The organism is Kitasatospora nipponensis (assembly GCF_039528135.1).
In the GTDB taxonomy this organism is placed as follows: Bacteria; Actinomycetota; Actinomycetes; order Streptomycetales; family Streptomycetaceae; genus Kitasatospora; species Kitasatospora nipponensis.
Map to the genome: position 1 here is coordinate 1 of NZ_BAAALF010001244.1, position 500 is coordinate 500.

Consider the following 500-nt stretch of genomic DNA (forward strand, 5'->3'; position numbering starts at 1 on the left):
CTCGACAGGAGGCACCGGAGCTCTTCGGGTGCGGAGAAGTCGTACGCGTACACCGGCCACAACTTCCTCGCCACGCAGACGACCCGTCAGGGCGAGCACTCCCTGACCGAGCGGACCGAGTGCGGCGTGCTGGCCGGCAAGTCGTTCGACGACCAGCCCGCCAACTGGCTTCGACGGGCGGGATGGTAACGGAGGGAGGCGGGACACAACCGGCTTTCCGGATAGGAGAGTTGAGCTCGTTCGGTCATGTCATGATCGGCTGTGCTGGTCGGAGCGATCCGGCAAGCAGAGCTGGCCTCCTACGATCGAAGGACCGAACATGGGCTCGTTCACCCTCCCGGAGCTGCCCTACTCCAAGGACGCACTCGCTCCGCACATCTCGTCGGAGACGCTCGACTTCCACTGGGGCAAGCACCACTTGACCTACGTGACGAATCTGAACAACTTGACCAAGGGCACCGAGAACGAGAGCAAGACGCTCGAAGAAATCATCGCGAAGT

General features: G+C 62.6%; 1 protein-coding gene and 1 pseudogene. Both read left to right on the top strand.

Annotated elements, in window-relative coordinates:
- Positions 1–189, top strand: a 189-nt coding sequence (locus tag ABD323_RS45870) for a hypothetical protein (protein WP_344447830.1), incomplete at its 5' end; no start/stop codon positions are given.
- A 130-nt stretch (positions 190–319) separates the two neighbouring features.
- Positions 320–500 (top strand): annotated as a pseudogene (locus ABD323_RS45875) (superoxide dismutase [Fe]); the annotation flags it as partial.